Raw genomic sequence first — 19,103 nt, 5'->3', positions numbered from 1 at the left:
AAAAAGCCGACCGCGGCAACGCCGCGATCGGCCTTCTTTGTGTCTAGCGGCTAGCGCCTAGCGCCTAGCGCCTAAACCCTAGTTCTTCTTCTGCTGCCCCGCCTGCACCGGCTCGTTCCACCACCAGAGCTGTGCAATCTGTTTCTGACGCGGCCAGACTTCGTCGAGCGTGTTACCGTCGTACATGCGGCCGTTCTTCATCACATACCGAATCGTGTTGGTGTTCTTGATATCGTCGAGCGGATTCTTGTCGAGCACTTGGAGGTCCGCAAACTTCCCTGCTTCCAGCGAACCGATGTCCTTTTCGTGACCAATCGCCTCGGCGCCAAAGATCGTAGCGACGCGAAGCACGTCGTACTTCGGCATGCCGCCCGACGCGATGTTCCAGATCTCCCATTGAGCGCCGAGTCCCTGGAGCTGGCCATGGCTGCCCATGCCAACGCGACCACCGGCGGCGACCATCTTGGCCGCTTGTTCCGCGAAGAGCTGGAACGACCACTGTGACGGTGCCCACCAGCCTGGGCGACGCAGCGTCTTTCGCTCGACCACTTCGCGCGGCGTGAAGCGGTTCAGCTTCGGATCGTTCACGACGTCGCTGTTCTCGTACCAATAGTTCTCTGCCCACGGACCGCCGTACTGCACGATGAGCGTCGGCGTCCACGTGGTACCCGAGTTCGCATAGAGCGTGAGCACGTCCTTATAGAGCGGCGCGATCGGCAGCGTGTGTTCGCTGCCGGCGTAGCCATCCATCGCCTCGGTGAGGTTCTTCTTGAAGTCGAGCCCACCCTCGAGCGTTGGCGTGAGGTGCTGCTCACGCGCCGCCTGAATGATGAACTGACGCGTGCGACGATCGCCGGCCATGTACTGCTTGATCGTCTCAGTATTGTAGAACTCCGAGTACTTCTTGAGCACTTCGCGCGCTTCGTCGAGCGACTTGATCTGCGTCTGGGCAAATACACCCGGACCCGTCGACAGAATGCGCGGTCCGATGAAGTCGCCCGTCTCCACCATGTCTTCGTACGACAGCACGTCAGTCGTATTCGTCTGCGGATCGCGCGTCGTCGTCACGCCATAGGCGAGATTTACGAGATACTCGAATGGCTGCGAACGGTGAATGCCGAACGCCGGCCACATATGAGCATGCACGTCGACATAGCCGGGCAGGATCGTCTTGCCGGTAACGTCGATGATCTTCGCACCGCTCGGAATGTTCACCTTCCCTTGCGCGCCAACCGCGATGATGCGGTTGTCCTTCACCACGATGTCGCCCTTTGGAATGACCTCGGCGCCCTTCATTGTGAGAATGCGCGCCCCACGCAAGGCAACTGTTCCCTGCGGTTTGTCCTTCGGAACGGTGATCGCGATGTCGCGTCGTGTGGCTTCGTAGATCGGGCGGGCTGGTGCCGCGCCGCGTCCACCTCCGCGACCGGCGTTTCCGCCCGCCGCATTCGCCGCACCGCCCGTCGTGTCACGCGTCGCCTCGGCGCGTGTTACGGAGTCGCGCACTGCGGCATCCGCCGCGGCGAGGTCGTAGGTGAACAGCGAATGCCCAAGCGCGTAGTAGATCTGCGATCCGTTGCCCGACCACCCCGCGAACTCACCGCCAACGCCGGTCGCCTTACGAACCGGAACCTCGGACTGCGCGGGATTCGTCGCGTTGATCGTTGGCGCAACGCCCGTCTTTGGAATTTCGTGAATGACGTACACCCGCGGGCCGGCTTGATCGGTCACTTGCATCAGCACCTTGCTGCCGTCGGGCGCCATGATCAACTCGCCGCCACCACCACCGCCCCCACGACCGCCGCCGCCACCGGTGCGCAGAATCGTTTTCTGATCGGTGCCGTCCCAGCGCATCGACACGAGGCTGCTTCCCTCGGAGAAGTACACGCGAACGGTGTCGCCGCGCACAAAGTGCGGACGTCCGAAATTGTTGATCGGCGAGATGAGCGTTTCCGCACCGCCGGTTCCGGGAAGCCACACGAGTTCCACTCCCACGGCCTGTGCGGGCGGACGCTCGAGTTCCTCGAGATCCTTTCGCATGTTGCGTGGGCCGCGGCCGACGACAATCCGACGTCCGTCGAGCGAGTACGCGGGCTTCTCGTAGTACGCGGGCTTGTTGCTCAGGCGTTCAGGTTGACCGCCGTCGGCGCGGACGCGCGACACCGATCCGCCGTCGAGGTCATTCCACGTCACGTACGCGATGTACTGACCGTCGGGCGACCACGTCGGCTGGAACTCGCCAACGTTCTCATTCGGAATGAGCCGGCGCGGCGTGCCGCCGGGCAGATCCATGATCCAGAGGCGGTCGAGCGCAACGAACACCATGCGCTTGTTGTCGGGCGACGCCGCGACGTCACGAATCTGGTGCACCGTGAGCGCCGTGTCGTTCATCGCATACGTCTCTTTCTGCGGACCGGCGATCATCATGTCGACGTCGGCGGTGAACGGAATCATCGTCTCCTTACCGTCGGCAACGTTCGCGCGCCAGAAGTGACCGTGATGTCCGATCACGATCGACCGGCTGTCGGGCGTGAACGAATACGTCGGCACGACGTCGCGATTGGGACGCGACTCTTGATCGTCGCGCTGAATCTTCGGGAGGAGCAAACGCTCATCGCCGTTCGACAGATCGCGGATCATCAGCGACGTCTCGGCGTTGTTGCGTGTTGCGTACGCGAGCCAACGGCCGTCGGGGCTGATCTCCGGACGCATGCCGCTGCCAACCGCGTTGGTCTTCGTGAAGATGCCGCCCGTCTCGCGATCGAGCACGCCGATCTGCCAGCCGAGTGCGGTCTGGTTGTATCCGCCGCCCGTGCTGTTGCGCATGGCGAAGTACAGGTATCGACCATCCTTGCTCGGCGTCGGTCCGAGGAAGACGTTCGGCGCAGCGGCGCCCCGTCCACCACCCGGTGCAGCGCCACCGCGACCGGCAGCGGCCGTGTCGCCGGTGAGGCGCATGCCCGCGGTCGTACCGCCATTTGCGTAATACATGAAGATGTCGTTGCCCTTGGACGCGACGATGTACTTGCCATCGGGCGTGTAGGCGGGCGACTGGAACTTCTGGTCATTCTCTCGCGTTAATGCGCGCGGGTTGGTCCCGTCGGCATTCATGATCCACAGGTTGTCCGACTGACTGCGATCGCTTACGAACACGATCGACTTGCCGTCGGGCGAGTAATGGGGCTGCGCGTCGAACGGTTGACCGCTCGTGAGACGCGTCGCCTTTCCTCCCTCGATCGGAATCGTGTAGATGTCGCCGAGCAATTCGAAGGCGATCGTTCGACCGTCGGGCGAGAGGTCGAGCGAAAGCCACGTGCCCTCGTCGGTCGTGAACTTGAGGGCTTTGGTCGGCGTGAGCGGCAGGCCCGCACCGGCCGCGGCATCGCCTCCTCCTCCGCGACCGCCGCGTTGGGCGAGGGCTGGTGAGCCGATGGCAACGATCGTCGCGGCGAATGCGACTTGACGCGTGATGCGGCGCATGATTCGTCTCTCTCGAGAGAGTTGTTGGGGAAGAGCGATCGAAATCGCCTCTAGATATGGGACGAGGCGATACCTGCAGCAAGATGGCGAGATGCCCGCGGCTATGCTCGAGGCGGCCACACAAGGAATCCTTACGATTGGGCGACCGGTTCCACCGCGGGCACCGATAGATTTTCTGTCTTCGGCGCCTTACGTCGCCCCACTACACCGTTACAAACCTATCGAATGCGAAATACCACTCGCGTCGCGCTCTGTGCGCAGATCGCACTCGTTGTCATTGCTCCCATTGCCGCCGCGCAGCAGAAGGAGCGGTTCGCCAACATCGGCGAGGCGCTATCGGCCGGGGGCATTCTCTCCGGCCGCAACGGGCCGCGCGGAGTCGTCTGGATCGACGGCGGCAAACGCTTTTCGTTTACGACCACGGATTCCGCGGGTCGCTCACAGATCCGTGCGTACGATCCCGTAACCGGGCGCGACACGCTGCTGTTCAGCGGCGATGGACTGACCGTCCCCGGAACGAAGAACGCGTTCGAGTATCAGTCGTTCCAGTGGGCGCGCGATTTCAAGAACATCGTGTTTCAGTCGAACTTCCAGGAGCTGTATCGGCGTTCGGGAACTTCCGACTTTCACGTCTACAACCTCGCGAACAAGTCGTTGCAACTCGCCGGCAAAGGCGCGCGTACCGCCGAACTGTCGCCTGACGGCAGCATGCTGGGCGAGGAACGCAATGGCGACATGTACGTGTTCGACCTTCGCACGCGCACCGAAAAGCGTCTGACGACCGACGCGACCGAGCACGTCTACAACGGCCATTTTGATTGGGTGTACGAGGAGGAGTTCGGCCTGGCGCAGGCGTGGAGTTGGTCGCCGGACAGCCGACACATCGCCTTCTGGCAAGTCGATGAGCGAAAGGAGCCTGAGATTCAGCTCACCGACTACAGCGGTCTGCATCCCAAGTGGGATCACGTTCGCATTCCGCAGCCCGGCGATTCCAATCCGACGGTGAAGATCGGCGTGGTGAATCCACGCACCGGAAAGAAGATCTGGCTCGATCCCAAGCAGACGGGTGAGTTCTACATCCCGCGCATCTATTGGACGAGTCGCCCGGATACGCTCGCGGTGATTGTGCTCAATCGCAAACAGAACGACATGAAGCTGCTGTTCTTCGATGCGAACACCGGCGGATCGCGTCAGGTCATGGAGGAGACGTCCAAGACCTGGATCGACGTGTACGACTTCTACGCCGGCGTGCAGGACTTGATGTCATTCCCTTCCAATGCGAATGAGTTCTTCTGGGTGTCGGATCGCGATGGCTATCAGCACATCTATCGGTACGATTACTCGGGCAAGCTGATTCAGCAGGTCACGCACGGAAGCTGGACCGTGGCGCGCATCGAAGGCACCGACTCGAAGAATCAGATCATCTACTTCACGTCGACCGATCCGTCGCCGCTCGAGCGCCAACTCTGGCAGGTGAAGTTCGACGGCTCCGGCCTCAAGCGCATCACGACGACGAAAGGCCGACACAGCATCGACATGTCGCCCAACGCCGAGTATTTCATCGATCGCTGGTCGTCAACGACACAACCGCGTCAGGTCGAGATCTGGTCGACCGCCAGCGGCAAATTGCGGACGATGGAGACGAACGACGGCACCACGAAGTGGCTGGCCACGCACGAGTATGCGGCGCCGGAAATGTTCAGCTTCACGACGTCGGACGGGGTGAAGATCGATGCGTCGATGGTGAAGCCGACTCCCTTCGATCCCGCCAAGCGGTACCCTGTCGTGTTCGGGATCTACGGCGGTCCGGGATCGCAGGGCGTGTACGACTCGTTCGACGCGAATGGCTGGACGCAGTGGTTGTCGCAGCACGGCTACATCGTCGTGAACGTGAACAATCGCGGCTCGAACAACTACGGCCGCGACTTCATGAAGGTCGTCTACAAGCAACTCGGCAAATACGAGAGCCGAGACTTTGCGGAGACCGCCAAGTATCTGAAGACGATGTCGTTCGTCGATGGCGCGCACATCGCCATCATGGGCGGGAGCTACGGCGGCTACAGTACCATGATCACAATGGAGATGTACCCCGACGTGTTCTCGGTTGGCCTATCGAACTCCGGTGTCGGCGACTGGCGGCTGTACGACACGATCTACACCGAGCGGTACATGTCGATCTTGGGCGACAATCAGGCGGGGTATGAACAGAGCTCCGTGGTCGTCAACGCGCCCAAGCTGCAGGGCAAGCTGCTGATGATTCACTCGATGATGGACGACAACGTCCATCCGCAAAACACCATGCAGCTGTTCACGGCGTTCACGAACGCCGGCAAGGACATCGAAGCACGCATCTATCCGCCGGGGCGTCACGGCGCGATCTACAACATGCAGAGCATGCTCCTCGTGACCGACGTCGAATTCAATTTTCTCAACCGGTGGATGAGTCGTCCATCGGCGCCGGAGTCGATGAAACCGTAACAACGCGCCAGGCGTACGTCACGCGCGGTTCTCGGAGTTGACAGCGAGCCGCACAGTGTGCAGGGTTCCACGCAATTGGAATCCCGCCCCACATCGACACCCCACACGAGGAAACATGCAACGTTCCATCGCGGCGATCGCGCTCTCGAGCGTAGCCGTCCTTTGCGCGTGCAGTCCGAAGGAAGCAGCAAAGCCAGACTCATCGAAGGTTGCTCAGACTGGCGCGGTCGCCAACGCCGGTGGCAGCTATGATCCCGCCACTCGCACGGCAACCGTCAAGGCAACGGATTTCGCGTTTGCCGGACCAGATACGATTCAGGCCGGTTGGACGACGTTTCACCTGACAAACGGCGGCAGCACGTTGCACCACCTCTCGCTCGTTCGTGTCGACAGCGGCAAGACGATGGCCGACGTCGCCAACGCGATGAAGTCGCAGGGGCCGCCGCCGAAGTGGCTCGTTGAAGTCGGTGGACCCAACGCGGCCGATCCAGGCGCGAGCACCGTGGGTGCGGTGAACATGCAGCCGGGCCTGTACGTGATGCTGTGCTTCGTCGACACGCCGGACCGCACGCCGCACATGGCCAAAGGCATGGTGCGTCCGCTGACAGTGGTCGCGTCAACGGCACCCTCGACGGAGCCGACTGCCGACCTGACGATGACGGTAGCGGACTACGCGTTCTCCACGACCGGTGATCTGAAGAGCGGCCATCACACGATCAAGGTCATGAACAAGGGCCCGCAGACCCACGAGGTTGCGGTCTTCCGCATTGCCCCAGGCAAGACTCTCAAGGACATCGATGCGGCGGTCTACACGCCCGGCGCCACGGTTCCTGGCAACTCGCTCGGCGGCGTGGCTGGTGTGGCCGCCGGTGGTTCCGCGTACTTCGACGTCGATCTGACGCCCGGCAACTATGCCCTCGCCTGCTTCATCCCCGACGCCAAAGACGGCAAGCCGCACATCGTTCACGGCATGGTCAAGGAGTTCAAGGTCGAGTAGGTCGCGACCGACGCTCGCAACGAAGCCCCCGACCGCATGGTCGGGGGCTTCGTCGTTTCCGGCTATTTGAATAGATCGAGCGATTTCTTGAACACCTGCCAGACGCCCCACACCAGCGGGAGGCCGACGAGCGACCAGGCGAGCAGCAGCTTGACGCCGATTGAGTTGGGCGATCGCGAGTTCATCGAATGATCCTCAGGCATTGGCGGGAGACATCAGAGGCTGCTCCGCCTCGACGTGGCGCTCGTCGACCGGACGCACCAGGAGGTTGCAGACGAAACCGACGACGAGCAGCCCTGCCATGATGTGCATGGTCGTCGTGTAAGCGTCGGCCTTTGCGACGCCATGTGCAATCTCATATTCCCGGATGTAGTTCACGAGCATGGGGCCGAGCACACCGGCCGTCGACCAAGCGGTGAGCAATCGGCCGTGGATTGCGCCGACCTGCACGGTGCCAAACATGTCGCGTAGGTACGCCGGGACAGTCGCAAAGCCACCACCATACATGCTGAGAATGACGACGTAGCCGAGCACGAACAGCGTGACGCTTCCCGCTCGGCCCGTGGCGGGAATCACTGCGTAGAGCATTCCACCGAGCAAGAAGAAGGTCGCGTAGACGGTCTTGCGACCAACGACGTCCGACAGCGACGACCAGAAGAAACGCCCGCCCATGTTGGCGAGACTGAGCAGCCCAACGAATCCCGCCGCGGCACCTGCCGAGATCACGCCCGGAAACATTTCCTGAATCATCGGCGATGCCTGGCCAAGCACGCCGATTCCCGCGGTGACGTTCATGCACAGCACGACCCACAGAAGCCAGAACTGCGGCGTTTTCACGGCGCGGTCGACGGTGACGTTACCGGCGGTCATCATACGCTTTGCCGATGGCGCCTTGGTCCAACCAGCCGGCTGCCAACCGGGCTTCGGCACGCGAACGCTGAACACGCCGAACATCATGAACGCGAGATAGATCAATCCCATCACCACAAACGTCTCGGCAACCCCTTGCGACGTGGGGGTCTTGAAACGCGCCATGAGCAATGTCGAAAGAGGCGACGCGATCATCGCTCCGCCACCAAAGCCCATGATCGCCATGCCCGTTGCCATACCCGGACGGTCTGGAAACCACTTGATGAGCGTCGACACAGGCGAGATGTACCCGAGTCCGAGCCCGATTCCGCCGATCACACCGTAGCCGAGCAACAGTAGCCAGAACTGGTGCAGTGCGACGCCGAGTGCCGCGACCTGAAATCCGCCCGCGAAGCAAATGGCCGACGCGAACATCGCGCGCCGCGGTCCGACGCGTTCGAGCCACGCGCCGAACACCGCCGCCGAGAGCCCGAGAAAGACGATCGCGACGCTGAACACCCAGCCGAGTGTGCTCAGCTTCCAATCCGTTGGCGCGGAGTCGGTCATGCCAACGAGCTTAGATAGCGGAAGATTGAAGACGCTGAAGGCGTACGCCTGGCCAATCGACAGATGAATGGCCAGAGCCGCCGGCGGAACCAACCAGCGCGAGTAGTTGTCTCCAGCGACTGAATGCTCACGGTCGAGAAAGGATAGCAGCGCCATCGGCCTTCATCTCCGGAATCGGATGTACTTGATTCTGCGAACAATCGCGCCGCGCGTCTACGGTCCGCGTGGGTTTTTGGCCCATCATGTGTCATAAGGTACGGACCCAAGCCCAACGGATGCACGAGCAAATCACCGAAGAGCAGCTCCGCCGCATCTACGGCGAAACCATCAATGTCCTGTACGGCTTCGTGTCGCGCAGGTGTGATGGTCAGCGGGAGCTTGCCGAAGATGTGACACAAGAAACCTGGCTGCGCGCGGTGCGCGACTGGCGACGCAGCGGTGTGCCCGACAATCCACTGGGTTGGCTGACGACTGTTGCACGGAATCTCATTCTGAATCACCTCAGGCGGCGCGAGACAGTGCCGCTCGATTCAGTGTCGCCGGCCGAGGTGTTCGCGGCGGTGGAGGCGAATACGGTGAGCGACTCTGAGGAAATCGCGTCGGTGGTGCGGCAGGCGCTACTGCGGTTACCCACGGCCGAGGCGCAGCTGTTGGAGACGTTTCACTACGATCGCATCAAGGTCGCACAGATGGCCGCGGCGTACGGAATTTCGGAGCGAGCTGTGGAAGGGCGATTACGTCGCGCCCGCGAGCGGCTTCGCAAGGAACTGGAAATCACATTGAAGGTCGAACGAGGGGGCTTCGCATGACTGACTTCACCGACAACCACGAGCCGACTCCGGAGTTCCGCGCATCGTTGGAGCGCGAGATTGCGCGAGCGTTTCGGAGTGAGGTTCAATTCGGCGCTGCTCGGCGCATGAATCATGTGCGACGATTTGGAATGGTCGTTGGCATGGCGATGGGTGCGGTCATCATGTTGACGGTCGGCTTGGTGCTCGGGGCGAACACACGCTACGCGTCGGCTGAAGGACTCGACGAGCGGCATCGCGGCGGCGATCGGTCGCCGCTCGATCTGCTGCGAGCGATGCCCGTACGCAATGCGATCGCCGCGCTCACCTGCGGGACGGTCGCGCCTCCGCCCAAGGTCGCGGAGATTCAGCGGGGCATTCCGCTGATCGATCTGCCGCCGGCCACCGCCAAAGCGCCTGAGACATTCGGAGCGATTCTCGGCGTGCGACAGGCTGCCGACGGCAAGGTCCTGGTGAACGACGCCGTGCATCGCCAGCTCAAACTGTTCGACTCGACGCTCGCGACGTCGACCGTCGCATTGGATTCCACATCTGGCCAATCCAACAGCTACGGTCCGCGTGGAGCGCCCTTGATGCCCTTCCTCGGCGATTCGTCGCTCTTCGTTGATTGGAATGCACAGTCACTCGTGGTGCTGGACGCACGCGGGCAGATCGCGCGTGGTCTCGCGCTGCCATCCCAGCGAGACTTCCGCTCCATCTCGGCTCCAGGGACCGGCGTCGATGCCAAGGGACGTATCGTGTTTCGCGCCGCGCGGAATGCTGTACACAGCGCCAATCCAACGGGGCTGGACTATCCAGACTCGATCGCGATCGTGCGCGCGGACCTCGATCAGCGACGGACAGACACGATTGCGCGCTTCGCTCGACCGCTCATCGCGGTGAGCAGCGAGAAATACAGCGATGGATCGAGCGGACGCGTTTACGCCGTCGATCCGCTCCAGCCCGTTGACGAATGGGCCGTACTGTCGACGGGCGCCCTCGCGATCATACGTGGCCACGACTACCACGTCGATTGGATTCAACCAGACGGCTCACTCAGGTCGACGGCCAAGCTACCGTTCGAGTGGAAGCGCTTCACGGACGATGATAAGCAGCGACTCGCTGACTCGGTACGCGGTGCGCAGAACGCATTGCTCGCGGCCGGCTATCCATACGCTGAATTGCGAACGCGCGGACCTATGTCGTGTGGAGGCCCCGCTGACGGTGGTGGTCGCAGTGGAGGCAGTGGTCGATCGGGCAACGGCGGGGCGCCTCCGCCCGAGGGCGGATGTACCCAGATGCTCACCGGCGGCGGCGGGCCCGGGCGAACCCTGCCTGCGATTCCTCCGATGTTGGACCTTGCACGAGCTGGTGCAATTTCCGACTACGATCCACCGATTTCCGTCGGCGGAACGATGGCGGATCGCGACGGAAACCTGTGGATCCTCACGCGCACGACGAAGCTGTCACCGCACGGCGAGTTGGTCTACGACGTCGTCAACGCCAACGGCGAGCTGTTCCAGCGCGTGCGAGTTCCTGCGGGACGTGCGATTGCCGGCTTCGGCAAAGGCGGCGTTGTCTACATGACCACGGGCGACATCGCGACGGGCTACACGCTCGAGCGAACGTCGCTTGGCGGCGCGGCGAAGAAGTAGTTCGAGACGGCGTGTCATACACATCGGCGGGTCGGGTCACTCATCTGCATACCCCGACCCTTCACCCGTCGATCGTGGCCGAACTCGACGAACAACTCTCCCACCATCACCGGGCAGCCTTTGGCTGGGCGCTCGCGTGCTGCCGGTGGGACAGAACCGCCGCGGAGGATGTCTTGCAAACCGCCTATCTCAAACTGATGGACGGGCGTGCCCGATTCGACGGGCGCGCTCAGTTCCAAACCTTCCTCTTCGGCGTCATACGACGAACCGCAAGTGAAGAGCGACGTCGCCAAGCGATTCGCTCAGCGCTGACGCTTGGGGCGCTGAGACACGAGCCCGCGGCGGAAAGCGCTCCACACAGCGGCCTGGAACCGATAATCCTCGACGAATCATCGCGCGAATTGATGGCCGCGCTCGAGCGACTCTCGTCGCGCCAGCGCCAGGTCCTCCATCTGGTGTTTTATCAGGACCTCACAATTTCGGATGCCGCCAGCGTGCTTGGCGTGTCCGTGGGTTCGGCGCGCGTGCACTACGAGCGAGGCAAGGCGCAGCTGCGCCGAATCCTCGGGGAGAACGGCAATCATGCAGAATGACGACGATCTCCGCGCGCGCTTTCACAAACTGGCCGACCGAGTCTCCTCGGTGACGCCGCCGTTCCATGCACCTGTCACGACGAATCCCGCGCGACACATTGAGCGTCCGTGGTATTCGCCGCGAAGGCTCGCCGTTGCCGGCGCGTCAGTCATCGCGGCAATGCTGCTACTCGCCGTCGGGATGGTCTGGGGAACGAGTACTGGATACGCATCGGCGCGCGTGCAGGGGGAGCGTGAGCGCAACGAGATTGCCGCGACCGCGGGTCGGGTGACGAATCAACTGGCGACGTTACGCCGTGAGCTTTCTCGCACGCGCGCCGGACTCGTCGAGCTCGCGGCGCAGCAGGGCGCATCCGCGCGAGCATCGTTGGTTGCGGCCGAAGCAGAAGTCGATTCCATGACGGCAAATGTCGCCCGGATCGAGCACAATGTGAGCACGACCACGCGCGCGCCTGAGTCTGGGTCGGCGTTCGCGATTCTCCGTGCGATGCCGGTGCGAACGGCGCTCGCGGCGTTCAGCTGTGGACCGGCCACGCCGGCGCCGCACGTGGCACCGCTGCAGAAGGTAGTTCCCGTCATCGACCTGCCGGCCGCAACGCTGCGCACCGCGGAGACGTTCGGCGCGATCCTCGGCCTCAAGCAGGCGCCCGACGGTAAAGTGCTCGTGAATGATGCTCGCCGACGTCAGCTCAAGCTCTTCGACTCGACGTTGTCGACGTCGACGATCGTGCGAGATTCGGTGCCCGGCAGCGCGACGAGCTACGGCCGTCTCGGAACGCCGCTCATCCCGTACCTCGGCGATTCCTCGCTCATCGCGGAGTGGAACTCGCAAACAATGCTGCTACTCGACGCACACGGCCAGGTCGCGCGCGCGGTAGACATCCCTGGTCGCGGGTACTTCGGCGCGGTGAATAGCGGGTATACCGGTGTCGACGCCCAGGGCCGACTGATCATTCGCGCAAGCCGCCCGCCCATTCGTCTTCGCACAGGTGACTATCAATACAAGGATTCCCTACCGATCATGCGCGCGGATCTGGCACAGCGGCGCGTCGACACGATCGGCCAAGTCGCTCGACCGTTCATGAAGCTCACGACCGAAAAGAGCGCCGACGGTCACGTGACCACGTTGATCGCACTCGATCCGCTGCAGAGCGACGACGAGTTCGCCGTGCTCTCGAACGGAGCGGTCGCCTTCGTGCGTGGCCATGACTATCACATCGATTGGCTTCGAGGCGACGGTGATGCCAGCTCGAGCCCGAAGGTGCCGTTCGATTGGAAGCGGCGAAGCGACGACGACAAAGCGCGGCTCGCGGATTCAGTGCGCACGGCGCAAAACGACTTGCTCGCTACGGGCTATCCTTTCGCGGAAATCGCGTTCGTGGATGGCCCCTGCGACAATCAGAGTCCGCCACCAGGAGCCGTAGCGCGCGGCGGTAACGCGGCCGCGGCGTCGCGGCCAGATACCAACAGCAGTAGCGGGCCTCGCAACTGTACGCACTTCGAGAACAACCTGGTCGGCGCGGCGCTCGGCGTGATGCGAACGCCACGTCCTCCGCTCGCGGATCTGTATCGCAGCGGCGGCATCGACGACTACGACGCGGCAATTCGGCCCGGTTCCACTGTCGGAGACATGGACGGCAACCTCTGGGTGTTACCGCGCACGACGAAACTCTCACAGAAGGGAGAACTCGTGTACGACGTGCTCAACGCGAAGGGAGAGCTCTTCCAGCGAGTGCGACTGCCGCTCGGTCGCGCAATCGCCGGGTTCGCGAAAGGTGGCGTCGTCTATCTCACGAGCGGCGACATCACGAACGGGTTCACCCTCGAGCGCACACGGCTTCCCCGATGAACGCGCGCGTCGCACTCTCGCTCCTGCTCGTCGCTGCGCCACTCGCAGCGCAGCAGACAGACGTCATTCGCGGCCGAGTGACCGGCCCCGATTCCGTACCGATCCAGGGTGCGAACGTGCGCGCGACATCATACGCGGGCGGCGTGGTCAAGACCGCGACGACGGACAAGCGAGGCTCATACACCATCGTCTACATCAACGGTGAGGGCGACTACTGGCTCGACTTCACCAAGATCGGCTTCGCGCCAAAGCGATACGAGATCAAACGTATCGGCGACGAAGAAGTACTCCTCGGCGACGCGCGAATGTCGACCACGGTGCAGACACTCGGCGCGATGCAGGTGACGGGTCAGGGCAATCGCGCGCTGCCGAATCGGAACGGCAACGCGCCTGACGTTGGAGGGGGTGAACGCCCGCTCGCCAACAACGGGCTGCCCCCGGATCAAGCAGGCAATCTCGCGCAAATGGCGGCCACGGTCTCCGGCATTCAAATCATTCCCGGCCTCGATGGTGCGGCGGACATGTTCTCGCTGCTCGGCCTGTCGGGCGATCAGAACAATACGACGTTCAACGGACTCGGCTCCGGCATCAGCGCGCTGCCGCCGGACATTCTCGCTACGACATCGATTCTTCCGTACACGTTCGACCCGGCGAAAGGTGGGTTCAGCGGCGCACAGATAGCGATCCAGACGATCCCCGGTTCGAACTTCTCCCGCCGGGCGATGACCAACTCGGACATCAGCCCGTCGCTCGAGTGGCCGGATGCGACAGCCGCAGCACAGGGACAGCAGTACACGTTCATGCGCCTGGGAGGCAACGCCGCCGGCCCGATCGCCATGGATCGTTCGTTCTATAACTCGGCGTACAACATTGGCAGGCGGTTCAGCGATATTCAGACTTTGCTCAACACGAGTCCGGCGGGCCTCGCGGCAGCGGGCGTCGCCCCAGATTCCGCCGACCGGCTGCTCGCTATCCTACGCAACCAACATGTTCCGCTGACCTTCGCCTCCGCGCCCACTCTTCAATCGCAGGACGTCGCGCAGATCTTTGGCAACATCGATCTTTCGCCGAGCGCGTCTGGCGCCGGCCATTCGTTTACGCTCGGCGGCGGGGGCAATGTCCAGCGGACGCAGCCTGTGAGTCGCGGAGGGCTGCTGCTCACGACGCCGGCGCATGCGGGCGAGGCGAATCTCTGGGGCGCGAACGTCGCACTCACTCACACGAACTATTTCTGGTTCGGTGTGCTGTCCAAGACGACGTTCGGGCTTGCCACGACAAACAATTCGTCCGAGCCGTATGAGAACTTGCCCGAAGGCACGGTGCGTGTGAGCTCGATCCTGCCCGGCGGGAGCGCGTCAGTGAAGTCGCTGACGTTCGGCGGCAACGCCTCGCTCTCGTCGTCGTCAGATCAAGCGATTCAACTCGCCAACCAGTTGAGCTGGTTCTCGCTCGACAGCAAGCATACGATCAAGCTGACATCCAGCGTGTCGCGCGACGCGTTCTCGGTCGACCTCACGCCGAGTCTGCTCGGTTCGTTCGCGTTCAATTCGCTCGCGGATCTGGAGGCCGGCCGCGCGAGCAGCTTCACGCGAACGCTGGCAAAGAACACGCGCGCGGGCAGTCAGCTGACCGGCGCCGCATCGCTCGGCGACTACTGGCGTCCATCGCCAAACGTGCAGGTGCAGTACGGTGCGCGCGTCGACGTGAATCACTTCCTCTCGACGCCGGGGTTCAATTCCGCGGTGAGCGACGCACTTGGCCTCCGCAACGACGTCGTTCCGAACCGCGCTTATGTCAGTCCACGCGTCGGCGTGCAGTGGTACTACGGCGATTCACCAAAGATCTCATATGCGCCCGGCTCTGCCCGGCCGCCGCGCGCCGTCATCCACGCCGGTGTCGGCGTATTCCAGAACATGGCTCCGTCGCAGCTGATCAGTTCCGCGGTAGCATCCACGGGATTGTCGACGTCGACGCAAACGATCACGTGCGTCGGCTCGGCGGTACCCTTCCCCGATTGGAATGCATTCGTCACCGATCGGAGCTCGATTCCGTCGCGCTGCGCCGACGGCTCGACTGGACCCGGGTTCGCCACCGCGGCGCCAAACGTGACGCTCTTCGACTCACGCTTTCGCCAGCCGCAATCCGTGCGCGCGGCAGCTGACTGGTCTGGCCCCGTGCTCGACAACCGTTTTGTGCTTGGCGTTCAGGGAATCGCGTCGGCTGGAATCGCGCAGACGGGGCAGATCGATGCGAACTTCGACCCAGTCGCGCGCTTTCAGCTGAGCGATGAGGGCGGACGTCCCATCTTCGCGGACCCGACCACGATCGTTCCGACCACAGGCGCCATCGCGCCGAGCGCGGGGCGCGTATCGTCGGCATTTCAGCACGTGTGGACGCAACGCTCCGATCTGCGCGTCAACTCGCGTCAGCTCACTGTGAACCTGAAGCCCGTCACGGTCAACCCGCGGCTCAAATGGGATCTGAGCTACACGCTGGTCGACGTGAACGAGATGGTCTACGGCTTCACGAGCACTGCGAGCAATCCGCTCGATAGGTATTGGGGGCCGCACCTCGCGCCAGGACGCCACACACTGCTCCTACAGTGGAGCGACTTTCCGATTCGAGACATCTTCTATCTCACGGCTAATGTGAGACTGACGTCCGGCCCGCGATACACGCCGATGGTCGGCGGCGACGTGAATGGCGACGGAGTCGCAAACGACCGCGCATTCGTGTTCGATCCAAGGGGCAGTCTCGATTCGTCGACGGCCGCGGCGATGCGTTCCTTGCTGTCGTCCGGCACCAGTGCCGCTCGCGACTGTCTCGACCGACAGCTCGGCGCGCTCGCGGCGCGCGGCAGTTGTCAGGCGCCGTGGACCGCGACAGGCGGATTCGGGATCAAGCTCAATCCGCAGAAGATCGGCCTCCCGAAGCGTGCGACGGTGATGTTCGCGGTCCAGAATCCGTTCGCCCTCGCGGACCTGGCCCTGCATGGCAGCAACGGAGCGCATGGATGGGGGCAGAATATCGCGCCCGATCAGAATTTGCTCTATGTCCGTGGCTTCGATCCGGGAACGAAGCAGTTCAAGTACGAGGTGAATCAACGGTTCGGATCGACACGCCCGCAGCAGTCGACGGCGCAGCTGCTTCCCTTCATCAGTCTTTCGGTGCAGCTCGATATCGGCGCGCCACGCGAACGTCAGCTGCTTTCACAGCGGTTGGACCTGGGACGCGGACACCCGGGCGCGAAGCAGACCTCCGAGTCGATGAAGATCCTCGGCATCAGCTCGATCCCGAATCCGATGTCGATGATCCTTCAGTCGGCAGACTCGCTGTTTCTGTCGCGGACGCAGGCGGACAGTCTCGCAACGTTGAGCCACGCCTTTGCCACCTTCGCGGATTCGATTTGGACGCCAATCTCGATCGAGCTCGCAGCCCTGCCGGACGCGTACAGCCAGGGTCGCGCCTATGATCGGTACGTCTCAGCGCGCGAACGAACCGTCGACTATCTGCTGGAGCTCGTTCCAAATGTGAACGACGTCCTGACATCGTCGCAGCGCCGCAAGCTGCCGATGCAAATCGCCAACTATCTCGATACCCGCGTGCTCAAGTTCCTCCGGTCATCGACGGCGGGCGACAACAGCGGCGTGATACTTCGGTAGGTCGCCCCCCGGGTTGGCGCGCGCCGGGCCGGAGTGGTATCGTCACCGTCACCCACTCCGACCCGGACAGGCTCATGCAACGCATTCCCGCGCTTCTCGCGGCTCTCACGGTCGCTTCCGCGCCGACCCTCGCCGCACAGCAAGCGCCGTTCTCCGTCGGTACGGCCACGGCGGCGCCGGGAACCACGGCGTTTGGCGAAATCGCCATCGCCGCTGGCAGCGATTCCGCGATGAAGATGCCGGTGGTCGTGATTCGCGGCACCAAGGCCGGCCCGACCGTCGCCTTTGTCTCTGGCGCTCACGGCACCGAGTATTCGTCGATCATCGCCATGCAGCGTCTCGTCGCGCGGATCGATGCAAAGACGTTGGGCGGCACGGTGATCATCGCGCCGCTGCTCAACGTTCCGTCGTTCCTCCAGATGACGCCGCACGTCAACCCGACAGACCGCAAGGGCATGAACGCGGGGTACCCGGGCGACGTGAACGGGACGCAGACGCAGCGCGCACTCGCCGCGGTGCAAACGCAGATCCTCATGCCGTCGGACGTCGTGGTCGATCTGCACGGCGGAGATCTCGACGAAGACCTTCGCCCGTACAGCTACTGGTTCCGTGGTGGCAAGCCGGCGCAGGATTCGGCGGGCCTCAAGCTCGTGAAGGCGTTCGGCCTCGATCACGTCATCATCAGCGACATCGACGCTGGGTCGAACCCTGGCCGCAGCCTATCGACACAGGCGCTGGTCCGCGGCAAGACCGTGCTCGTGGCCGAGGCGGGGCGCAGCGGCGTGGTGGCGCCGAGCGACATCACGTCGCTCGTTGAAGGATCTCTGAACGTGCTCGGGTCGCTCGACATGCTCCCGCGCAAAGTGGCACCGCTCCGCGCCCCAGTCTGGCTCGCGGGACCTGGATCGCGCATCGTGGCGGACAGCGCCGGCGTGTTCTTCGCGGCGGTGGCGCGTGACACGAAAGTTCACAAAGGCCAGATCGTCGGTCACACCACCGATCTGCTTGGTCGCCCGACTGGCGACCTGCGCGCGCCAATCGACGGTCTCGTGACGTTCGTGCGGGGCGTGCCCTCGATGGCCAAGGGCGCGACGCTGATCACGATCATTCCAATCGTCAAAGAACCCGCTCCTTGGGTGGCACCGAAATGAGTGAAAGATCAGAGCGCGAGCTCAATCGTCGCGATTTCCTCGCGCGCAGCGGATCGTGTGCTGCGCACCTCGCGCTGGCGGCGACGTTCATGCCGTCGCTTGCACGCGCGCAGTGGGCGGCGAGCACTCCTGGGTCAGTCGTCGCGCGCGAGCCATTCGGCAATCTCGAAAAGGTCAGCGACGGAGTCTGGGCGCTGATCTCGACGCCGTTGAACGGCGACGCAACGACGGTATCCAACGGCGGCATCATCGTCGGACGGAATGCCGTGCTGGCGATCGAGGGATTCAACAAACCGCAAGGCGCAGTGTGGCTCGCAGGTAAGGCGCGAGAGCTCACCGGTCGTTGGCCCACGCATGTTGCGCTCACGCACTATCACTCGGATCACGCGAATGGTGTGGCGGGCTACCTCACGGAGTCCGATCACCCAACGGTTCGTTCGACGGCTCGCACGCGCGACCTCGTGGTAGAGCGCAATCAGCCCGCGGATGCATCGCGGATTGCCGCAGTGAAAGACGCCGTTCTACTCTCGGGCAGCGACGCGAGTTCACTCGACCTCGGCGGTCGTACCGTTCGCGTCGTGCCGCGCAGCGGTCATACAGAGAGCGATGTCTCGCTCGAGCTCGACGATCCGAGCATCGTCTTTTGCGGCGATCTATTCTGGAATGCGATGTTCCCAAACTTCGTCGACGCGGTCCCGACGAAGCTTGCCGCCTCGGTGCGTGCACTGCGGCGGACGCGCGACACGACGTACATCCCCGGGCACGGAGCGATTGGAAAGACGGCCGAGTATGATCGGTACGTCGCGATGCTGGAGGAGTTGGAGCGCGGTGCGCGGAAGGCCTACGCGGCGGGAACCCCAGCAGCTGAAGCCGGCGCCGCATTCACACTTCCGCCGTCGCTCGGCGAGTGGGTGCTGTTCAACAAGGGCTTCTTCCCGCGCGCGTTCGACGCCTGGTACAAAGAACTCAAAGCAGGCTGACTGAGTAACGGCCTTCAGTCGTTGAGCTGTCGAGAACTCGAACCCTCGAACACT

At 63.1% G+C, this 19,103-nt stretch carries 12 protein-coding genes; 9 read left to right on the top strand and 3 right to left on the bottom strand.

The features are described from left to right. Positions 1-78 precede the first annotated feature (78 nt). Positions 79-3,480 (bottom strand): amidohydrolase family protein, encoded by a 3,402-nt coding sequence (locus AC6H4Z_RS11080; protein WP_497546814.1) that lies wholly within the window; start codon positions 3,478-3,480, stop codon positions 79-81. Between the two features lie 225 nt (positions 3,481-3,705). Here AC6H4Z_RS11080 and AC6H4Z_RS11075 point away from each other — a divergent pair, with 225 nt between their 5' ends. Together AC6H4Z_RS11075 and AC6H4Z_RS11070 are read left to right on the top strand one after the other, a co-directional pair. Further along, positions 3,706-5,958 carry a S9 family peptidase gene (locus tag AC6H4Z_RS11075; RefSeq protein ID WP_497546813.1) on the top strand — a complete coding sequence of 751 codons (2,253 nt, stop codon included), beginning with the start codon at positions 3,706-3,708 and terminating at the stop codon, positions 5,956-5,958. 115 nt (positions 5,959-6,073) lie between these two features. Next, a complete protein-coding gene (locus tag AC6H4Z_RS11070) occupies positions 6,074-6,955 on the top strand; it encodes a hypothetical protein (RefSeq protein WP_497546812.1) in 882 nt (293 codons plus the stop codon). Positions 6,956-7,017: 62 nt separating this feature from the next. On the opposite strand, the gene AC6H4Z_RS11065 is transcribed toward AC6H4Z_RS11070, so the two are convergent. Next, positions 7,018-7,140 (bottom strand): MFS transporter small subunit, encoded by a 123-nt coding sequence (locus AC6H4Z_RS11065; protein WP_497546811.1) that lies wholly within the window; start codon positions 7,138-7,140, stop codon positions 7,018-7,020. Between the two features lie 10 nt (positions 7,141-7,150). Then, a complete protein-coding gene (locus AC6H4Z_RS11060; RefSeq protein ID WP_497546810.1) occupies positions 7,151-8,527 on the bottom strand; it encodes an OFA family MFS transporter in 1,377 nt (458 codons plus the stop codon). Positions 8,528-8,646: 119 nt separating this feature from the next. Here AC6H4Z_RS11060 and AC6H4Z_RS11055 point away from each other — a divergent pair, with 119 nt between their 5' ends. From AC6H4Z_RS11055 to AC6H4Z_RS11025, 7 genes are all read left to right on the top strand, one after another. Further along, positions 8,647-9,180, top strand: coding sequence for an RNA polymerase sigma factor (locus AC6H4Z_RS11055; RefSeq protein ID WP_497546809.1), 534 nt, complete (start codon positions 8,647-8,649; stop codon positions 9,178-9,180). Beyond that, positions 9,177-10,814: a hypothetical protein gene (locus AC6H4Z_RS11050; RefSeq protein WP_497546808.1), complete on the top strand. Its 1,638-nt coding sequence runs from the start codon at positions 9,177-9,179 to the stop codon at positions 10,812-10,814. Before AC6H4Z_RS11055 ends, AC6H4Z_RS11050 begins: the two co-directional genes overlap by 4 nt. A 74-nt stretch (positions 10,815-10,888) precedes the next feature. Next, positions 10,889-11,407, top strand: a complete 519-nt coding sequence (locus AC6H4Z_RS11045) for an RNA polymerase sigma factor (protein ID WP_497546807.1) — start codon at positions 10,889-10,891, stop codon at positions 11,405-11,407. Beyond that, on the top strand, positions 11,397-13,256 hold the full coding sequence (locus tag AC6H4Z_RS11040; protein ID WP_497546806.1) for a hypothetical protein: 1,860 nt from the start codon (positions 11,397-11,399) through the stop codon (positions 13,254-13,256). Before AC6H4Z_RS11045 ends, AC6H4Z_RS11040 begins: the two co-directional genes overlap by 11 nt. Continuing rightward, a complete protein-coding gene (locus tag AC6H4Z_RS11035) occupies positions 13,253-16,918 on the top strand; it encodes a carboxypeptidase-like regulatory domain-containing protein (protein ID WP_497546805.1) in 3,666 nt (1,221 codons plus the stop codon). Before AC6H4Z_RS11040 ends, AC6H4Z_RS11035 begins: the two co-directional genes overlap by 4 nt. A 74-nt stretch (positions 16,919-16,992) precedes the next feature. Next, on the top strand, positions 16,993-18,069 hold the full coding sequence (locus tag AC6H4Z_RS11030) for a M14 family metallopeptidase (protein WP_497546804.1): 1,077 nt from the start codon (positions 16,993-16,995) through the stop codon (positions 18,067-18,069). After that, positions 18,066-19,049, top strand: a complete 984-nt coding sequence (locus AC6H4Z_RS11025; protein ID WP_497546803.1) for an MBL fold metallo-hydrolase — start codon at positions 18,066-18,068, stop codon at positions 19,047-19,049. Before AC6H4Z_RS11030 ends, AC6H4Z_RS11025 begins: the two co-directional genes overlap by 4 nt. The last annotated feature ends 54 nt before the right edge of the window (positions 19,050-19,103 follow it).

This window comes from Leucogemmata humicola, from assembly GCF_055379415.1.
Note: the sequence above shows the minus strand (reverse complement) of the source record. Positions and strands in the feature narration are given on the sequence as shown.